Raw genomic sequence first — 15,733 nt, forward strand, 5'->3', positions numbered from 1 at the left:
TTAGGCCCTCACTGCCTATTCGAAGAGAATCGATGTGAAAGTACTGACTGTATTTGGCACGCGACCGGAGGCCATCAAGATGGCGCCTCTGGTTCATGCGCTGGCAAAGGACCCTCATTTTGAGGCAAAAGTCTGCGTTACTGCGCAGCATCGGGAGATGCTCGATCAGGTTTTGAATCTCTTTTCTATTGTGCCTGACTACGATCTCAATATTATGCAGCCGGGTCAGGGGCTGACAGAGATTACCTGTCGAATTCTGGAAGGATTAAAACCGATTCTTGCCGATTTTAAACCTGATGTCGTATTGGTGCATGGCGATACGACAACCACTCTCGCCACCAGTCTGGCGGCTTTCTACCAGCGTATCCCTGTCGGTCATGTAGAGGCCGGGCTGCGAACCGGCGATCTCTACTCCCCCTGGCCTGAAGAGGCGAACCGCACCTTGACCGGTCGCCTGGCGATGTACCATTTTGCGCCGACGGAAAATTCACGGCAGAATTTACTGCGGGAACAGATCCCTGATAACCACATCTTTGTCACCGGCAATACCGTGATTGATGCGCTGATCTGGGTGCGCGATCGTGTACTGGCCAGCGATACGCTACGCGCCGAACTGGCAAAGCGGTATCCTTTCCTGTGTGACGATAAAAAAATGATCCTGGTGACCGGACATCGCCGTGAGAGCTTTGGCCGGGGGTTTGAGCAAATCTGTCATGCGCTGGCGGAGATAGCCGCTACCAATCAGGATGTACAAATTGTGTATCCGGTTCACCTGAATCCCAACGTCAGCGAACCGGTTAACCGCATCCTGGGTCATGTTGAAAATGTGATACTGATTGAGCCGCAGGATTACCTGCCGTTTGTCTGGCTGATGAACCACGCCTGGCTGATCCTTACCGATTCCGGCGGGATTCAGGAAGAGGCGCCGTCATTAGGCAAACCGGTGTTGGTTATGCGCGAAATGACGGAACGGCCAGAAGCCGTTACCGCTGGCACGGTGCGTCTGGTGGGAACCGATTCACACCGTATTGTGGAAGAAGTTACACGTTTGCTGCACGACGAAAATGAATATCAAACCATGAGCCGCGCCCATAATCCTTATGGCGACGGGCAGGCGTGCGGCCGCATTTTACACGCGTTAAAAAATAATCGGGTATCGCTATGAGTTTTACGACCATTTCTGTTATTGGGCTGGGATACATCGGGTTGCCGACGGCTGCGGCCTTTGCTTCTCGCCAAAAGCACGTTATTGGCGTGGATATCAATCAGCAGGCGGTGGACACCATCAACCGTGGAGCCATCCATATTGTTGAGCCGGATCTGGATAGCGTCGTGAAAACTGCGGTTGAAGGCGGATTCCTCCGGGCAACGACAACGCCGGTAGCAGCCGACGCGTACTTGATCGCCGTGCCGACGCCGTTCAAGGGCGATCACGACCCCGATATGGTTTATGTCGAAGCGGCCGCGAAATCTATTGCTCCCGTACTGAAAAAAGGCGCGCTGGTCATCCTCGAATCCACCTCGCCGGTGGGCGCGACAGAACAAATGGCCGCATGGCTGGCGGAAATGCGCCCGGATCTGACTTTCCCGCAGCAGGCGGGGGAACAGGCTGATGTGAACATTGCCTACTGCCCGGAGCGCGTATTGCCAGGTCAGGTCATGGTGGAGCTTATCAAAAATGACCGCGTGATTGGCGGCATGACGCCGGTATGTTCTGCGCGTGCCAGCGAGTTGTACAAGATTTTCCTTGAAGGCGAGTGTGTGGTGACTAATTCCCGCACCGCCGAAATGTGTAAGCTCACGGAAAACAGCTTCCGTGACGTCAATATCGCCTTTGCGAACGAGCTGTCGCTGATTTGCGCCGATCAGGGGATTAACGTCTGGGAACTGATTCGTCTGGCGAATCGTCATCCGCGCGTGAATATTCTCCAGCCTGGGCCGGGCGTGGGCGGCCACTGCATCGCCGTCGATCCGTGGTTTATTGTGGCGCAAAACCCGCAGCAGGCACGGCTGATCCGTACCGCGCGTGAAGTGAACGACGGTAAACCACACTGGGTGGTGGCGCAGGTGAAAGCCGCAGTGGCGGATTGCCTGACGGCAACGAATAAGCGCGCCAGCGACATCAAAATCGCCTGCTTTGGTCTGGCGTTTAAACCGAATATTGACGATCTGCGTGAAAGCCCGGCGATGGGCATTGCGCAGGAGATTGCGCAATGGCATGCCGGTGAAACGCTGGTGGTAGAGCCTAATATTCATCAGTTGCCGAAAAAACTGGAAGGTCGCTGCACGTTAGCCACGCTGGAAAATGCGCTGGCGGAAGCGGATGTGCTGGTCATGCTGGTTGACCATCATCCGTTTAAAGCGATTAACGGCGACGCCGTGCGGCAACGCTACATTGTGGATACAAAAGGAGTCTGGCGCTGATGAAACGGATTCTGGTCACTGGCGGCGCGGGATTTATCGGCTCTGCCGTTGTACGCCACATCATTGATGAAACCCCCGACGCCGTGGTGGTGGTGGATAAGCTCACCTACGCCGGAAACCTGATGTCGCTGGCGCCAGTTGCACAGCATGAGCGCTTTGCCTTTGAGAGAGTGGATATCTGCGATCGGGCATCGCTGGATCGCGTTTTTCAGCAGTACCAGCCGGATTACGTGATGCATCTGGCGGCGGAAAGCCACGTTGATCGGTCTATCGACGGCCCGGCTGCGTTTATTGAAACCAATATCGTGGGAACCTACACGCTGCTGGAAGCGGCCCGGACTTACTGGGCGACGCTCAATGATGAGAAAAAATCGGCGTTTCGTTTCCACCATATCTCCACTGACGAGGTGTATGGCGATCTGCATTCCACGGATGATTTCTTTACTGAGACCACGCCGTATGCGCCGAGCAGTCCTTATTCCGCCTCGAAAGCCAGCAGCGATCACCTGGTGCGCGCGTGGTTGCGCACCTATGGTCTGCCGACGCTGGTCACTAACTGTTCCAATAATTACGGCCCTTACCACTTCCCGGAAAAGCTGATCCCATTGATGATCCTGAACGCGCTGGCGGGTAAACCGCTGCCGGTGTATGGCAATGGACAACAGATCCGCGACTGGCTGTACGTTGAAGATCACGCCAGGGCGCTGTATCGCGTGCTGACGGCGGGCGAAGTGGGGGAGACATATAACATTGGCGGCCATAATGAGCGTAAGAATCTGGAGGTTGTGGAAACGATTTGCGATCTGCTGGAAGAGCTTGCGCCACAAAAACCGCTGGGCGTGGCGCATTATCGCTCCCTGATCGCTTTTGTGGATGACCGTCCAGGCCATGATTTACGCTATGCCATCGACGCAGCGAAAATTGCGCGTGAACTTGGCTGGACGCCGCAGGAAACCTTTGAAAGCGGAATGCGGAAAACCGTGCAGTGGTATCTGGCGAATGAGGCCTGGTGGAAGCCCGTGCAGGATGGCAGCTATCAGGGTGAACGTTTAGGTCTGAAGGGCTAAACCCGGAGGAGGAACGCATGAAAGGTATCATTCTGGCGGGCGGCTCTGGCACCCGCCTGCATCCGATTACGCGCGGCGTGTCAAAGCAGCTTCTGCCGATTTATGACAAGCCGATGATCTACTATCCGCTGTCGGTACTGATGCTGGCGGGTATCCGGGAAATCCTGATTATCACCACACCGGAAGATAAGCACTATTTTCAGCGTCTGCTGGGCGATGGTTCGGAGTTTGGCATTGAGTTGCAATATGCCGAACAACCCAGCCCGGATGGGCTGGCGCAGGCCTTTATCATTGGTGAAACATTCCTTAACGGCGAGCCGTCCTGTCTTGTACTGGGCGACAATATCTTCTTTGGTCAGGGTTTCAGCCCGAAATTGCGTCATGTGGCGGCGCGAACCGAAGGGGCGACCGTTTTTGGTTATCAGGTTATGGACCCGGAACGTTTTGGCGTCGTGGAGTTCGACGACAATTTTCGCGCGGTCTCGCTGGAAGAAAAGCCGAAACAGCCGAAATCAAACTGGGCGGTGACCGGTCTCTATTTTTACGACAGCAAGGTAGTAGAGTACGCGAAGCGCGTGAAGCCTTCCGAGCGCGGTGAGCTGGAAATTACGTCCATTAATCAGATGTACCTTAATGACGGCAAGCTGACGGTTGAGTTGCTCGGTCGCGGCTTTGCGTGGCTGGATACCGGCACCCATGACAGCCTGATTGAAGCGAGCACGTTTGTGCAGACGGTTGAAAAACGCCAGGGCTTCAAAATCGCCTGTCTGGAAGAGATCGCCTGGCGCAACGGCTGGCTGGATGACGAGGGCGTAAAACGCGCCGCCAGTTCTTTAGCGAAAACCGGCTACGGCCAATATTTACTGGAGCTACTCCGTGCCCGTCCGCGCCAGTATTGAACCATTAACGTGGGAAAATACGTTCTTTGGCGTCAATAGCGCTATTGTTCGCGTGAACCCTGCCGCGCCGGTGTTAACGCCAGAGGCATTGCAACCCTGGTCGCGCGTGCAGGCGAAAATTTCTGCTGCGCGCACGGATGAATTAGATGCGCTGCAACAGTTGGGGTTTTCGCTGGTAGAAGGCGAAGTCGACTTCAGCCTGCCGGTCGCTGGCGTTGAACGTATTTCTGGCGTGGAAATTGCACAAATTGCCGATATTCCCGCGTTACGTCAACAGGCGTCCGCCGCGTTTGCGCAAAGCCGTTTCCGCGCACCGTGGTATGCGCCGGACGCCAGCGCCCGTTTTTATGCTCAGTGGATTGAAAATGCCGTGCGCGGCACCTTCGATCACCAGTGTCTGGTTATCCGGGCGGCGAATAACGATATTCGCGGGTTTGTCTCGCTGCGCGAACTGAACGACACCGATGCGCGCATCGGCCTGCTGGCCGGGCGTGGCGCAGGAGCAGAATTAATGCAGGCAGCGCTCGCGTGGGCGCAGTCTCGCGGAAAGACAACATTGCGGGTGGCGACCCAGATGGGCAACACCGCCGCGCTTAAACGTTATATACAGAGCGGTGGCAACGTAGAAAGCACCGCGTACTGGTTATACAGGTGACAAAATGATTCCATTTAACGCGCCGCCGGTGGTGGGAACCGAACTCGATTACATGCAGTCAGCGCTGGGAAGCGGCAAGCTTTGCGGAGATGGCGGCTTTACGCGCCGTTGCCAGCAGTGGCTGGAGCAACGTTTTGGCAGCGCTAAAGTGTTGCTGACGCCATCCTGTACGGCGTCACTTGAAATGGCGGCATTGCTGCTGGACATCCAGCCGGGCGATGAAGTCATTATGCCAAGCTACACCTTCGTTTCTACCGCCAACGCCTTTGTGCTGCGCGGGGCGAAAATCATTTTCGTCGATATCCGCCCGGATACCATGAACATTGATGAAACGCTGATTGAAGCGGCGATTACCGACAAGACGCGCGTCATTGTTCCGGTGCATTACGCGGGCGTCGCTTGCGAAATGGACACCATTATGGCGATTGCGAAGCGTCATAATCTGTTTGTGGTGGAAGATGCCGCGCAGGGCGTGATGTCGACCTGGAAAGGCCGTGCGCTGGGGACGATTGGTCATATCGGTTGCTTCAGTTTTCACGAAACCAAAAACTACACGGCAGGTGGTGAAGGCGGCGCGACGCTGATTAACGACCGTTCCCTGATTGAACGGGCGGAAATCATCCGTGAAAAAGGCACCAATCGCAGCCAGTTCTTCCGGGGACAGGTGGATAAATACACCTGGCGGGATATCGGCTCCAGCTATCTGATGTCCGATCTCCAGGCGGCGTATCTGTGGGCGCAGCTGGAAGCGGCCGAACGCATCAATCAACAGCGTCTGGCGCTGTGGCAGACCTACTATGACGCACTGGCGCCGCTGGCGCGTGCGGGACGTATTGACCTGCCCTCTATCCCGGACGACTGTAGGCACAACGCGCATATGTTTTATATCAAACTGCGGGATATTACCGATCGCAGCGCGCTGATCAACTTCCTGAAAGAGGCGGAAATCATGGCGGTGTTCCATTACATCCCGCTACATGATTGTCCGGCAGGCGACAAGTTTGGCGAGTTCCGTGGCGAAGATCGGTACACCACCAAAGAGAGCGAGCGCCTGCTGCGCTTGCCGCTGTTTTATAATCTGTCTCCCGTTAATCAGCGAACGGTGATTTCGACCTTGCTGAACTATTTCTCCTGATATGTCGCTTGCGAAAGCGTCCCTGTGGACGGCCGCCAGTACGCTGGTGAAAATTGGCGCAGGCTTACTGGTCGTAAAACTGCTGGCGGTGTCGTTTGGCCCTGCGGGCGTCGGCCAGGCGGGTAACTTCCGCCAGATGGTGACCGTGCTCGGCGTGCTGGCCGGGGCCGGAATATTTAACGGGGTGACGAAGTATGTTGCTCAGCATCATGATAACCCTGCCCGGTTGCGTAACGTGGTGGGCACTTCATCCGCAATGGTGCTGGGGTTCTCCACGCTACTGGCGCTGGTCTTCGTGCTGGCGGCGGCCCCCATTAGCCAGGGGCTGTTTGGGCATAGCCACTACCAGGGGCTGGTGCGTTTAGTGGCGCTGGTGCAGATGGGGATCGCTTGGGCGAACCTGCTGCTGGCGCTGATGAAAGGGTTTCGTGACGCTGCCGGGAATGCGCTGTCGCTGATTGTGGGGAGCCTGGTGGGGGTTGTGGCCTACTATGGCTGCTACCGTCTGGGCGGCTATGAAGGTGCGCTGCTGGGTCTGGCGCTGGTGCCTGCGCTGGTGGTGATCCCGGCGGCGATTATGCTGATTAAACGCGGCGCGATCCCGCTTAGCTACCTGAAACCGTCGTGGGATAAAGGGCTTGCCGGACAGCTCAGCAAATTTACGCTGATGGCGCTGATTACGTCCGTCACGCTACCGGTGGCTTATGTGATGATGCGAAACCTGCTGGCGGCGCATTACAGCTGGGATGATGTTGGTATCTGGCAGGGCGTAAGCAGTATTTCCGATGCCTATCTACAATTTATTACCGCCTCGTTTAGCGTGTACTTATTGCCAACGCTGTCGCGTCTGACCGAAAAGCAGGCGATTACGCGCGAAGTGGTGAAATCGCTGAAATTTGTTCTGCCTGCGGTGGCGGCGGCGAGTTTTACGGTCTGGCTGCTGCGTGATTTCGCCATCTGGCTGCTCTTTTCCGCCAAATTCACCGCCATGCGCGATCTGTTCGCCTGGCAACTGGTGGGCGATGTGCTGAAAGTGGGCGCGTACGTTTTTGGCTATCTGGTGATCGCAAAAGCGTCGCTGCGGTTTTATATTCTGGCTGAGATTAGCCAGTTCATTTTGTTGATGGCATTCGCTCACTGGCTGATCCCCGCGCATGGCGCGCTGGGGGCGGCACAGGCGTATATGGCCACCTATGTGGTCTATTTCTCTCTCTGTTGTGGCGTGTTTTTACTCTGGCGTAGGCGGGCATGACTGTACTGATTCACGTACTGGGATCGGATATCCCTCACCATAATCAAACCGTGCTACGGTTTTTCAATGATGCGCTGGCCGCGACAAGCGAGCATGCGCGCGTGTTTATGGTTGCAGGTCAGGATGCGGGGCTCAGGGAAAGCTGCCCGGCTCTGTCGCTGAGTTTCTACGCCGGGAAAAAAACGCTGGCTGAGGCGGTCATCGCCAAAGCGAAAGCCAATCGCCAGCAACGTTTCTTCTTCCACGGTCAGTTCAATACCAGCCTGTGGCTGGCGCTGCTAAGTGGCGGAATCAAACCTGAGCAGTTTTACTGGCACATCTGGGGCGCGGATCTGTATGAAGTTTCCCGTGGGCTGAAATTCCGTCTGTTTTACCCCGTTCGTCGCATGGCGCAAAATCGAGTGGGCTGTGTGTTCGCTACTCGTGGCGATTTGAGCTATTTCGCCCGTCAGCACCCGCGCGTGCGTGGTGAACTGCTCTATTTCCCGACGCGAATGGACTCTTCGCTTAATAACATGGCAAACGATCGTCCGCGTGAAGGGAAAATGACGGTTCTGGTGGGTAACTCCGGCGATCGCAGTAACGAACATATTGCGGCGTTACGCGCGGTGTATCAGCAGTTCGGCGACACGGTAAATGTGATCGTGCCGATGGGCTATCCGGCCAATAACGACGCGTACATTGATGAAGTCCGTCAGGCGGGACTGGCGCTGTTCAGTGCGGAAAATTTGCACATCCTCAGCGAAAAACTGGAATTCGATGCCTATCTGGCGCTGCTTCGCCAGTGCGACCTCGGGTATTTCATCTTTGCCCGTCAGCAGGGAATCGGCACGTTGTGCCTGCTTATCCAGGCGGGTGTCCCGTGCGTGCTTAACCGTGAGAACCCGTTCTGGCAGGATATGGCGGAACAGCATCTGCCCGTGTTGTTCACGACGGACGCGCTTAATGAGGGCGTGGTTCGTGAGGCGCAGCGGCAGCTGGCGTCCGTGGATAAAAGCGGGATCACCTTCTTTAGCCCAAATTACCTTGAACCGTGGCATAACGCGTTACGCATTGCCGCAGGAGAAGCCGCATGAGCCTGATGCAATTTAGCGGGTTACTGGTCGTCTGGCTGCTCTCTACGCTGTTTATCGCCACGTTGACCTGGTTTGAGTTTCGCCGCGTGCGCTTTAACTTCAACGTATTCTTTTCATTGCTGTTTTTGCTGACCTTTTTCTTCGGCTTCCCGTTGACCAGCGTGCTGGTGTTCCGCTTTGACGTCGGCGTGGCGCCGCCGGAAATCCTGTTGCAGGCGTTATTGTCCGCTGCGTGTTTTTATGCCGTTTATTACGTGACCTATAAAACCCGCTTACGTAAACGCGTGACGGATGTGCCGCGCAAGCCGCTATTTACCATGAACCGGGTGGAGACTCACCTTACCTGGGTCATGCTGATGGGGATTGCACTGGTGAGCGTTGGCATCTTCTTTATGCACAATGGGTTCCTGCTGTTCCGGCTGCACTCTTACAGCCAGATCTTCTCCAGCGAAGTCTCCGGCGTGGCATTGAAACGCTTCTTCTACTTCTTTATTCCGGCGATGCTGGTGATCTACTTCCTGCGCCAGGACAGTAAAGCGTGGCTGTTTTTCCTGGTGAGTACCGTTGCGTTTGGCCTGCTGACCTACATGATTGTTGGCGGCACGCGCGCTAACATCATCATCGCGTTTGCCATCTTCCTGTTTATCGGCATTATTCGTGGCTGGATCTCGCTGTGGATGCTGGTGGCGGCGGGGGTGCTGGGAATTGTCGGGATGTTCTGGCTGGCGCTGAAGCGCTATGGGCTGAACGTGAGCGGCGATGAGGCGTTTTACACTTTCCTGTATCTGACCCGTGATACCTTTTCGCCGTGGGAGAACCTGGCGCTGCTGTTGCAAAACTACGACAACATCGATTTCCAGGGACTGGCGCCGATCGTCCGTGATTTTTATGTCTTCATTCCTTCGTGGCTGTGGCCTGGGCGTCCGGGCATTGTGCTGAATTCAGCCAACTACTTTACCTGGGAAGTGCTGAACAACCACTCAGGCCTCGCCATTTCCCCCACGCTGATTGGTTCGCTGGTGGTGATGGGCGGCGCGCTGTTTATCCCTCTGGGGGCGGTCGCGGTTGGGCTGATTATCAAATGGTTTGACTGGCTGTATGAGCTTGGCAACCGCGAGACGAATCGCTATAAGGCGGCGATTTTGCACAGTTTCTGCTTTGGCGCCATCTTCAATATGATTGTTCTGGCGCGAGAAGGGCTGGATTCTTTTGTCTCGCGAGTGGTCTTTTTCCTCGTGATTTTTGGTGCCTGCCTGCTGGTGGCAAAACTTTTGTTCTGGCTTTTCGATTGTGCCGGGTTGGTCCATCAACGGGCGAAACCGCAGCCGCAGACTCAGGTTGAAGGATAATAATGACGGATAACACGACAGCGCCGCTCTATTCACTTCGTGGATTGCAGTTGATTGGCTGGCGCGATATGCAACATGCGCTGAATTACCTGTTTGCCGATGGGCAAATGAAGCAGGGTACGCTGGTGGCGATCAATGCTGAGAAAATGCTGACCGCAGAAGATGACCCGGAAGTCAGGGCGTTGATTGATGCCGCCGAGTTTAAATATGCGGATGGCATTAGCGTCGTGCGCTCAGTGCGTAAGAAATTCCCCCAGGCGCAGGTTTCACGGGTGGCCGGGGCCGATCTCTGGGAAGAACTGATGGCGCGCGCTGGTAAAGAAGGGACGCCCGTTTTTCTGGTCGGCGGTAAGCCGGAGGTGCTGGCGCAGACGGAAGCGAAACTGCGTGCGCAGTGGAACGTCAATATTGTCGGTAGCCAGGACGGTTATTTTAAACCTGAGCAGCGCCAGGCGCTGTTTGAGCGCATCCATGCCAGCGGGGCGAAGATTGTGACCGTGGCGATGGGATCGCCGAAACAAGAAATCCTGATGCGCGACTGTCGGGTGATTCATCCTCAGGCCTTATATATGGGGGTGGGCGGCACCTACGATGTCTTTACCGGTCATGTGAAACGCGCGCCCAAAATGTGGCAGACGCTGGGGCTGGAGTGGCTGTATCGCCTGCTGTCTCAGCCGAGCCGTATCACCCGCCAGCTGCGTCTGTTGCGCTATCTCCGCTGGCATTACACCGGCAATCTCTGAACGCTGCTTTTCTTACGGGCAGCGCATTCTGCTTAATACGTTGCTCGCCTCCCACATTTTTGTTCCTTTTTTACACAAAACATGCATTTTTTTAATGCTTCATTTGCCATTTTGCCAAATTTAAGAAACCATTCGCATCGCTTGATGTACCCATAACAATAACCGGCAACAACGCCGGAACGAGTGCAAACACGACAAGAGGATTTATGGCAGAGAAAAAACCGGAGCTACAGCGTGGGCTGGAAGCTCGTCATATCGAATTGATCGCCCTTGGGGGCACGATTGGCGTTGGGCTGTTTATGGGCGCCGCCAGTACGCTGAAATGGGCGGGGCCCTCCGTGCTGCTGGCGTATATCGTCGCCGGGCTGTTCGTCTTTTTCATCATGCGCTCAATGGGCGAAATGCTGTTCCTGGAGCCGGTTACTGGCTCATTCGCCGTTTATGCGCACCGTTACATGAGCCCCTTCTTTGGCTATCTCACCGCGTGGTCATACTGGTTTATGTGGATGGCGGTGGGGATATCGGAAATAACCGCTATCGGGGTATACGTGCAGTTCTGGTTCCCGGACATGGCGCAATGGATACCCGCCCTGATCGCCGTTGGGCTGGTGGCGCTGGCTAATCTGGCCGCCGTCCGTCTGTACGGCGAAATCGAGTTCTGGTTTGCGATGATCAAAGTCACCACCATCATTGTGATGATTGTGGTCGGACTGGGGGTGATTTTCTTTGGCTTTGGCAATGGCGGCCAGGCGATCGGTTTTGGCAACCTGACGGAACACGGCGGCTTCTTTGCCGGTGGCTGGAAAGGGTTCCTGACGGCGTTGTGTATTGTGGTCGCCTCCTATCAGGGCGTGGAGCTGATCGGCATTACCGCGGGTGAAGCGAAGAATCCGCAGGTTACGCTGCGCAGCGCGGTAGGCAAGGTACTGTGGCGTATCCTGATTTTCTATGTAGGGGCGATTTTCGTTATCGTGACGATCTTCCCGTGGAACGAAATCGGCAGTAACGGTAGTCCGTTTGTACTCACTTTTGCCAAAATCGGGATTACCGCTGCGGCGGGCATTATTAACTTCGTGGTGCTGACCGCCGCGCTTTCCGGCTGTAACAGCGGCATGTATAGCTGTGGACGTATGCTGTATGCCCTGGCAAAAAACCGCCAGCTTCCGGCGGCGATGGCGAAAGTCTCCCGTCATGGTGTACCGGTCGCCGGGGTGGCGCTGTCGATCGCGATTCTGCTGATTGGTTCATGCCTGAACTACATTATTCCGAACCCGCAGCGGGTGTTTGTGTATGTCTACAGCGCCAGCGTATTGCCGGGTATGGTGCCGTGGTTCGTGATCCTGATTAGCCAGTTGCGTTTCCGTCGTGCTCATAAAGACGCGATGATCAGCCATCCTTTCCGTTCTATTATGTTCCCGTGGGCGAATTATCTGACGATGGCGTTCCTGGTTTGCGTTTTAATTGGCATGTACTTGAATGAAGATACCCGTATGTCGCTGTTTGTCGGCATCATCTTCCTGCTTGCCGTCACGCTCGTCTACAAGGTTTTCGGCCTGAATCGCGCCGGAACTGCCCACAAGGTGGGGGAATAAGCAGCAAAACGCGCAAAGCGTAACCAAACGCGCATTTTATTTAAAAAGGCACTAGACAGAGGGGTGGGAAGTCCGTATTATCCACCCCCGCAACGGCGCTAAGCGCCCGTAGCTCAGCTGGATAGAGCGCTGCCCTCCGGAGGCAGAGGTCTCAGGTTCGAATCCTGTCGGGCGCACCATTTACCCGGTGCTGGAGCTGCGGTGGTTTTAATACCGCGTAAAAGATTTCAGTGGTGGCTATAGCTCAGTTGGTAGAGCCCTGGATTGTGATTCCAGTTGTCGTGGGTTCGAATCCCATTAGCCACCCCATTATTAAAAGTTGTGAAATGCGAAGGTGGCGGAATTGGTAGACGCGCTAGCTTCAGGTGTTAGTGTCCTTACGGACGTGGGGGTTCAAGTCCCCCCCCTCGCACCACGACTTAAAGAGTTGAACTAAAAATTCAAAAAAAGCAGTACATCGGCGAGTAGCGCAGCTTGGTAGCGCAACTGGTTTGGGACCAGTGGGTCGGAGGTTCGAATCCTCTCTCGCCGACCAATTTTGAACCCCGCTTCGGCGGGGTTTTTTGTTTTCACCTCTTCTTCCTCTTCTTTCCCGATCCCCCTGTATCGCTGTCGCAATGTTGAGACATTCCAGGCTTCTGTTGTCGCTATCTGGTGACATCTAACATCATGATTTATCAATAATTATTGGTATTGCGTGTTATTTGTCTCCGTTCAGAGACAAAGAGGGGATTTTTATGGCGAAGAAGGCTGGCAGAAACCGCCGCAGAGCCGCGAATGGCCTGATACGTTAAAAAGTCTGAATCCTTATTTTTGGCGGTGCAATCCTGGCATGCAATGTGCAATAATATCCCTGTAGATGCTCATTCCATCTCTTATGTTCGCCTTAGTGCCTCATAAACTCAGGAATGATGCAGAGCCGTTTACGGTGCTTATCGTCCACAGACAGATGTCGCTTACGCCTCATCAAACACCATGGACATAACGTTGAGTGAAGCACCCATTTATGTTGTCATACAGACCTGTTTTGACGCCTGCTCATTTGAGCAGGCGTTTTTTTATGGGGAAGCGGAAAAGAACTGCCGGATGGCGGCTTCGCTTTATCCGGCCTACGGTGACCTGGCAGGCCCGGTAAGCGTAGCGCCACCGGGCAATGGGAATTACTGCGGAGGATTGTTCTGCAAGGTCAACATAAGACCGTCGCGGCGCATGGTGGCCGCTTCTTCCGGCTGATGCAACCGGTCCAGCGCATCGGCGAGCCAGGCGTAGTCGTAGGCGTCAGGGCGTTGCTTGAGCGCGGCGCGGAAGGCGAACGTTGCCTCCTGCCATTCGCCATGCTTCATCAACGACTGACCCAGCGTGCTCCACAGTAGCGGGCGATCGCCAACGGTTTTAATCTGCTGGCGCAGCACTTTTTCCAGCTGCTCCGGGTTGTTGGTTTTCAGGCGCGGGATCGGCAGAACCAGGCGGTCGTCATACTGGCGCTTCAGGCCGTCGATGATGATCTGCTGCGCCATATCGTGATCGTCACACTCAATCAGATGCTCTGCCATTGCCACTTGCAGCGGAACCTGGTGGCGAGTTTTACGGCTCTGGTTCTTCCACCATTCGCGTAATCCTTCGCTGCCCTGATCGGCTCGCGCCTGATCCATCAGCCCAATCCAGGCCTGTTGTTCCAGCATGGCGCGATGTTCTTCATCACCGACGTTGGCCTTCGCCATTGACGGGATGATGTCCAGCAGCGAACTCCATGCTCCGGTGCGGATGTAAGCCTGTTCCGCCAGGCGCAGCACTTCTGGATGACGCGGGGTAACTTCCAATAATTTATCCACGCCGTGACGCGCCGCATGGTTCTCGTTGCGCGCCAGTTGCAGACGTACGCGGGCGATCTCCACCGGAATCGTGTCATTGCCCGCCAGTTCAGCGGCACGTTCCAGATGCTGATTAGCGCGCGCTTCGTCACCACGCTGTTGCGCGGCTTCGGCGGCCAGCAGATAGTTCACCACCGGCTGTTCAGCGTGATCGGCATTCTTCGCCATCAGCTTCTCAACCTGCTGGTAATCGCCTTCCGCCAGCTTAAGCAGCGCCTGTTCGGTCTGCTTACGTGCGCGGCGGCGTTTACGCCCGACAAACCAGCCGCGAGTGTGCGCGCCGGTGCGGAAAACGCGTCGCAGCAGCCACTCAATGGCGAACAGAATGACCATCATAACGATCAGGATGATCACCAGCCCCGTTACGCTGGTCTCAATGTTGTAATTATCGGTCTGGATCAGAACATAGCCCTGATGACCGGCGATCATTGGGCCTATGACGATACCGGCGATCAACAACACAAAGAGCAATAATACTTTCAGCATCATTATTCTCCTTGCGGCGCGGCTGCCGGTGCTTCTGCCTGCGGAGCAGGGGCCTGAGCCGCTTCGGTCGTGGCCGCCGCCGGTTGCGCCAGCAGGTTACGCACGCGAGTCTGCATCAGTTTCTCAAGAATCGGCTGGCTCTGTAACGTCTCCGGCACGTCCATCGTGATGCTCTGTTGACTCAGTTTATCCACGTCATCAAGGAACGCTTTGGTCGTTGCGTCGTCGGTGTCGTAGTACGCGCGTACCCAGGTGGAGACATTATCTAGCGCCTGACGGTAAGTCTCTTCCTGATGACGCGGCACGGCTTGCGCCGCCACTAACAGGCGGGAGCGGATGTTTTCACGTAAGTAAACGTCCTGGTTCGGCGCCAGCAGCGGGACGGCGGTGTCATCACGACGGCGAATAGTAATAAAGCTGTCCATAAAGTTCTGCCAGCTTTTTTGCAGATTAACGCGCCATTCGCTGATCGAGCTGGACAGCTCGCTGCTGTCGGAGTCCATTGGCGAATCGTCGGTGTCGTTATCGGCCAGACGCAGGTTATCAATCTGGTTAGAGAGCTGGTTCACTTTGAGGATAATACCGTCGTAGTCCACCTGTGCCACCGCCGACAGGCTGGCAATATCATCGGTAATGGCGCGGCGCGCGGCGATCAGACTGGGGTCGTTCATGTCCGCCAGGCTGGCATCCGCGCTTTTGAGCAGCGCCGCAGCGGTGGTGACATCCTGATCGCTCCACAATTTACGTCCGGCGAGTTTGACCAGAAAATCAGATTGCGCCAGCAGCCAGGTTTTGGCGTCGCTGCCGGAGATCGTCGCGACTTTCTGTTGCACTTCATCCAGCTGTTTCGCCAGCGCGGCCTGTTGGCGATTTGCATCATCCAGTTGCGTCGCCTGCTGTTTGATAATGCCTTCCAGCTCCGCTTTTTGGCTTTCCTGGGCTTTTTGCAGCGCCGTAAGTTGGTTAACCAGCGCATCGCTGGTGGCCGTTTGTTTAACGGCCTGCTGCTTTCCCCAGCCATACAGACCGACGCCCGCGGCCAGGGCAATGGCGATTGCCACCGCACTCAATACCAGCGCGGCGCCGTTCTTACTCTTCTTTTCTGCATTGACTGGCTGCGGCGTGGTTTCCACGGCCTCCCTGGTCTCTTCAACCACGGCGGAGGATTTTTCTTGTTCCGTCAT

13 protein-coding genes and 4 tRNA genes are annotated in these 15,733 nt (G+C 55.6%); 15 read left to right on the top strand and 2 right to left on the bottom strand.

Translation table 11 applies throughout. The features are described 5' to 3' along the window. Positions 1-34: 34 nt before the first annotated feature. The 15 genes from wecB (at position 35) to CKO_RS00655 (ending at position 12,727) form a co-directional block, all read left to right on the top strand. Positions 35-1,165 (top strand): non-hydrolyzing UDP-N-acetylglucosamine 2-epimerase, encoded by a 1,131-nt coding sequence (wecB, locus tag CKO_RS00585; RefSeq protein WP_012131136.1) that lies wholly within the window; start codon positions 35-37, stop codon positions 1,163-1,165. Continuing rightward, positions 1,162-2,424: a UDP-N-acetyl-D-mannosamine dehydrogenase gene (wecC, locus tag CKO_RS00590; RefSeq protein WP_012131137.1), complete on the top strand. Its 1,263-nt coding sequence runs from the start codon at positions 1,162-1,164 to the stop codon at positions 2,422-2,424. Before wecB ends, wecC begins: the two co-directional genes overlap by 4 nt. Continuing rightward, positions 2,424-3,491, top strand: coding sequence for a dTDP-glucose 4,6-dehydratase (gene rffG, locus CKO_RS00595; RefSeq protein ID WP_012131138.1), 1,068 nt, complete (start codon positions 2,424-2,426; stop codon positions 3,489-3,491). The genes wecC and rffG overlap by 1 nt, the downstream gene beginning before the upstream one ends. A gap of 17 nt (positions 3,492-3,508) precedes the next feature. Further along, positions 3,509-4,390, top strand: a complete 882-nt coding sequence (gene rfbA, locus CKO_RS00600) for a glucose-1-phosphate thymidylyltransferase RfbA (RefSeq protein ID WP_012131139.1) — start codon at positions 3,509-3,511, stop codon at positions 4,388-4,390. Beyond that, positions 4,368-5,045, top strand: coding sequence for a dTDP-4-amino-4,6-dideoxy-D-galactose acyltransferase (gene rffC / locus CKO_RS00605; protein WP_012131140.1), 678 nt, complete (start codon positions 4,368-4,370; stop codon positions 5,043-5,045). The genes rfbA and rffC overlap by 23 nt, the downstream gene beginning before the upstream one ends. 4 nt (positions 5,046-5,049) lie before the next feature. After that, the gene (rffA, locus tag CKO_RS00610) at positions 5,050-6,180 is read left to right on the top strand and encodes a dTDP-4-amino-4,6-dideoxygalactose transaminase (RefSeq protein WP_012131141.1); all 1,131 of its coding nucleotides are present in this window, start codon (positions 5,050-5,052) and stop codon (positions 6,178-6,180) included. A gap of 1 nt (position 6,181) precedes the next feature. Beyond that, positions 6,182-7,432 (top strand): lipid III flippase WzxE, encoded by a 1,251-nt coding sequence (gene wzxE, locus CKO_RS00615; RefSeq protein WP_012131142.1) that lies wholly within the window; start codon positions 6,182-6,184, stop codon positions 7,430-7,432. Continuing rightward, positions 7,429-8,508: a TDP-N-acetylfucosamine:lipid II N-acetylfucosaminyltransferase gene (locus CKO_RS00620; protein WP_012131143.1), complete on the top strand. Its 1,080-nt coding sequence runs from the start codon at positions 7,429-7,431 to the stop codon at positions 8,506-8,508. Before wzxE ends, CKO_RS00620 begins: the two co-directional genes overlap by 4 nt. Continuing rightward, positions 8,505-9,857 (top strand): ECA oligosaccharide polymerase, encoded by a 1,353-nt coding sequence (wzyE, locus tag CKO_RS00625; RefSeq protein ID WP_012131144.1) that lies wholly within the window; start codon positions 8,505-8,507, stop codon positions 9,855-9,857. Before CKO_RS00620 ends, wzyE begins: the two co-directional genes overlap by 4 nt. Before the next feature lie 2 nt (positions 9,858-9,859). After that, a complete protein-coding gene (gene wecG / locus CKO_RS00630; RefSeq protein WP_012131145.1) occupies positions 9,860-10,600 on the top strand; it encodes a lipopolysaccharide N-acetylmannosaminouronosyltransferase in 741 nt (246 codons plus the stop codon). Between the two features lie 206 nt (positions 10,601-10,806). Beyond that, positions 10,807-12,192, top strand: coding sequence for a bifunctional threonine/serine APC transporter ThrP (gene thrP / locus CKO_RS00635; RefSeq protein WP_012131146.1), 1,386 nt, complete (start codon positions 10,807-10,809; stop codon positions 12,190-12,192). A gap of 102 nt (positions 12,193-12,294) precedes the next feature. Continuing rightward, a tRNA-Arg gene (locus CKO_RS00640) sits at positions 12,295-12,371 on the top strand. Positions 12,372-12,425: 54 nt separating this feature from the next. Then, a tRNA-His gene (locus CKO_RS00645) sits at positions 12,426-12,501 on the top strand. Positions 12,502-12,520: 19 nt separating this feature from the next. Further along, positions 12,521-12,607: transfer RNA gene (locus CKO_RS00650), tRNA-Leu, on the top strand. Between the two features lie 43 nt (positions 12,608-12,650). Next, positions 12,651-12,727: transfer RNA gene (locus CKO_RS00655), tRNA-Pro, on the top strand. A gap of 625 nt (positions 12,728-13,352) precedes the next feature. Here the strand turns inward: CKO_RS00655 and hemY are convergent. After that, complete coding sequence (gene hemY, locus CKO_RS00660; protein WP_047460000.1) at positions 13,353-14,549, bottom strand: protoheme IX biogenesis protein HemY; 1,197 nt, start codon at positions 14,547-14,549, stop codon at positions 13,353-13,355. 2 nt (positions 14,550-14,551) lie between these two features. Further along, complete coding sequence (hemX, locus tag CKO_RS00665) at positions 14,552-15,733, bottom strand: uroporphyrinogen-III C-methyltransferase (RefSeq protein WP_012131148.1); 1,182 nt, start codon at positions 15,731-15,733, stop codon at positions 14,552-14,554.

Source organism: Citrobacter koseri ATCC BAA-895, assembly GCF_000018045.1.
GTDB classification, from domain to species: Bacteria; Pseudomonadota; Gammaproteobacteria; order Enterobacterales; family Enterobacteriaceae; genus Citrobacter_B; species Citrobacter_B koseri.

Coding starts and splice junctions, on each gene's coding strand:
- rffA (WP_012131141.1), top strand. CDS start 5,050: ATGATTCCATTTAACGCGCCGCCGGTGGTGGGAACCGAACTCGATTAC.
- rffG (WP_012131138.1), top strand. CDS start 2,424: ATGAAACGGATTCTGGTCACTGGCGGCGCGGGATTTATCGGCTCTGCC.
- wzxE (WP_012131142.1), top strand. CDS start 6,182: ATGTCGCTTGCGAAAGCGTCCCTGTGGACGGCCGCCAGTACGCTGGTG.
- wecG (WP_012131145.1), top strand. CDS start 9,860: ATGACGGATAACACGACAGCGCCGCTCTATTCACTTCGTGGATTGCAG.
- wzyE (WP_012131144.1), top strand. CDS start 8,505: ATGAGCCTGATGCAATTTAGCGGGTTACTGGTCGTCTGGCTGCTCTCT.
- hemX (WP_012131148.1), bottom strand. CDS start 15,733: ATGACGGAACAAGAAAAATCCTCCGCCGTGGTTGAAGAGACCAGGGAG.
- thrP (WP_012131146.1), top strand. CDS start 10,807: ATGGCAGAGAAAAAACCGGAGCTACAGCGTGGGCTGGAAGCTCGTCAT.
- CKO_RS00620 (WP_012131143.1), top strand. CDS start 7,429: ATGACTGTACTGATTCACGTACTGGGATCGGATATCCCTCACCATAAT.
- wecC (WP_012131137.1), top strand. CDS start 1,162: ATGAGTTTTACGACCATTTCTGTTATTGGGCTGGGATACATCGGGTTG.
- rfbA (WP_012131139.1), top strand. CDS start 3,509: ATGAAAGGTATCATTCTGGCGGGCGGCTCTGGCACCCGCCTGCATCCG.
- hemY (WP_047460000.1), bottom strand. CDS start 14,549: ATGCTGAAAGTATTATTGCTCTTTGTGTTGTTGATCGCCGGTATCGTC.